This is a genomic window from Mucilaginibacter sp. P4_G9, assembly GCF_056400985.1.
Genome location: NZ_JBFUKF010000550.1, coordinates 1 through 2,673, shown reverse-complemented (window position 1 = coordinate 2,673; position 2,673 = coordinate 1). Strand labels below are relative to the sequence as shown.

The following is a 2,673-nucleotide window of genomic DNA, read 5'->3' as shown; positions in this document are numbered from 1 at the left end:
CATTTAAAGGAATATCAAGAACCTTACAATTTGCCTGGATATTGGTTGGCGTTATTGATGGGCTATAAGACGATGAATTATAACTTCCACTGCTGCTTGAGTATGGCTTAATTGCATAAGCAGCACCAGTACTTATAATCAGTTTCCTGGTTAAACGTACCGAAAATTGTATGCCATAATTAGTACCGGTTTGGCTGTGATTAAATGAGTTAACCGCATTGGCATCAGATGCAGCCAATACACTGATAGAAAATTGCGGCCGGTTCCTCAACGCAGAGGCTTTAACTGATGCTATTTGTTTTTTTGCTTCCTTCGCAGCAGCCTTTTGGGTTATTGTATCAGATATAGCATCATTGTTTTTTACGCCATTATTTGCCAATGCAATTTTATTTTTATCTAAAACCGTATCAACCGCAGCTGTATTTGTTGTTTGCGTTTTGTTGTTTGCCAGCGCATTGTTAGTTGCCAAATTAACAGCCTTATCTTTTATAGTATCTTTTAATGTTTTACCAGCCATCAGGTTATTAGTCCTGGCGGCAACAGTATCCATTGGTAAACTATCATAACCTTTAAATGGTATTATACCAGGATACGGGTGTTTACGTCCTTTAGCAGGGATAGTTAATGGAAATGGCGTTTGGCTTTGTGTACTATTACTTCCTAAACTTTCCTGTTGAGGTTGCAGCTTAGCGGCAGGTGTTTTAACCGGATGATCATTTTGGCCGTTATCTTTTTTGGGTTGATTTTTAGTGTTCTTGCTCTGTAAATTCGTATTTGTTGGATCTGTTTTTTCTTTATTATAAAGGTATAAGCCGATAGCAAGCAACAACAATGCTGCAATGCCCGATGCGTAATAAATTATACGGAATAGTATTGCCTTTTTATTGGATTTACCATCCAGCAATTGTTCCATTGATTCCCAATCCTCCTCACGAAAAGCAATATGATCTTCAGAGCCGGATACCCCGTCTTTGAATAATTGATCCAATTTATTTTCGCTTTTCTCTTTCATTTTATTATTAATTCAATCAATACAGACATGCTTATGCTTATTGCACCTATTGCAACAATGTTATGTTGTGAGTCGCCGGAATTTGATTCCGGAAGCCGTCTGGAATTGATTACCATATTTTTTAATTTTTCCCTGGCTTTAAACAGGTTTGATTTTGATGTACCTGTACTGATACCCAATTGTGTTGCTATTTCCTCGTGCGAAAAGCCTTCAATAGCAAAAAGGTTAAACACAGTACGGTAGGCATTTGGCAGCTGCTGTATCATCCCGATAAGGTCGTCGTAATTCAATTTCTGGTCGGGTAGATCATTATGTCCTATATCTTCAGCAGCATCCAGGTCATCGTTAAGCGAAAGCTTCAGGTTACTTCGGTAATAATCAACCGAGGTATTCATCATAATACGACCAACCCAGGCAATGAAAGGCCGACCTGTATCGTATTTCTGCAGGTTGGTGAACACCTTTAAAAAACCCTGGTTCATGATTTCAGAAGCTTCATACCTATTACCGGCATAGCGCAGGCATATACTCATAGCAAAGCCATAAAATGCTTTATAAAGCATCTTTTGGTCTTTTCGGTTATGCTGTAAACAGCCTGCAATCAACTCTTGTAGTTCTGCTTCTCCCATATAGCGGGCTTCTACCTTATTTTAATTTTCCTTATCTGCAGTTAACACGATATTAAGCAACTAAAGGTTGCCATAATGTTTACTTTTTTTCAGTGGTTTTTGAATCTAATGGTGAAACCTTGTTTTTATCTTTAAATATATAGAAAACAAGGCACCCCACTGAATCAGTCATGATTTTCTTTCATATCAACCATTGTCCAGTTATCCTGAACGGCTTTTGGGCCACCGTTATATTTTAAAGTGATCTGAAAATTGGTTTTAGTCTTACCTCCATTTTCATCAATCGAGGTAACGTAAAATCTAATAACAAATACCGAATCAGATTTTTTAGCAAACTGATAACGGTCAGCAAATACAATATTTCTCTCTTTTATTGTTGGGCCAACGTATTCTTTGGCTATCTGATAGGCATCATCGCCGGCTGGGAATGTCCTGAAAGATAAAATAGCCGATGAGCCGCCCGAAGTAGCAAATTTTATTATCACCGCCATAAAAATAACGCCAAAAGCTATCAGCATCCATCCACCGGCAATAGCCGTTTTCTTTTTATGCTGCTTGCCTATGAGGTAAGATTGCTCAGGCATTACTTTAGGATAGATCCTCTCCATCAACTTAAGTTAAATGATGCTAAATGTATAAAAAAATCATCAATAAAAATCAAAACAACGCCTGGAGCCGGCAAATTTGTGATAAGTATCGGTTCGCGAGGGGAGGGTAGTTTCATACCCCACACTTCCTTCTGTAGTTCCACTTGTATTACTATAATTAACGCCCGAAACGGGTGCATCATGACTTATACCAAATCGAAACTTCTCTCCGCCTTCTTTATTCATAAAAATATCAAAAATAAGCGAAAACGTAATGGCTGTGGGCCCGCCTGAACCACTGGTACGAACCCATAACCCCGCATTAAGATTGTGCCGCTTATACTGTAGGCCTACATTTATTGATTGTGCGGTTGACTGTTTGTAAAAAACTACTGAAGGAATAAAAAATGATTTTTCGTCGTCATCCAGGTTCTCATCCTGGTTC

Annotated in this window: 3 protein-coding genes and 1 pseudogene; all 4 read right to left on the bottom strand. The window is 38.5% G+C overall.

Annotation, left to right across the window (positions count from 1 at the left end; translation table 11 throughout):
• Positions 1 to 1,012: hypothetical protein (locus AC1DPZ_RS25135; RefSeq protein WP_477408643.1), on the bottom strand; the 1,012-nt coding region annotated here is incomplete at its 3' end.
• Positions 1,009 to 1,641, bottom strand: coding sequence for an RNA polymerase sigma factor (locus AC1DPZ_RS25130; protein WP_477408641.1), 633 nt, complete (start codon positions 1,639 to 1,641; stop codon positions 1,009 to 1,011). The genes AC1DPZ_RS25130 and AC1DPZ_RS25135, both read right to left, overlap by 4 nt.
• Positions 1,642 to 1,805: 164 nt before the next feature.
• Positions 1,806 to 2,249, bottom strand: a complete 444-nt coding sequence (locus AC1DPZ_RS25125) for a hypothetical protein (protein WP_477408639.1) — start codon at positions 2,247 to 2,249, stop codon at positions 1,806 to 1,808.
• A gap of 39 nt (positions 2,250 to 2,288) precedes the next feature.
• Positions 2,289 to 2,673, bottom strand: a pseudogene (locus tag AC1DPZ_RS25120) (PorP/SprF family type IX secretion system membrane protein); the annotation flags it as partial.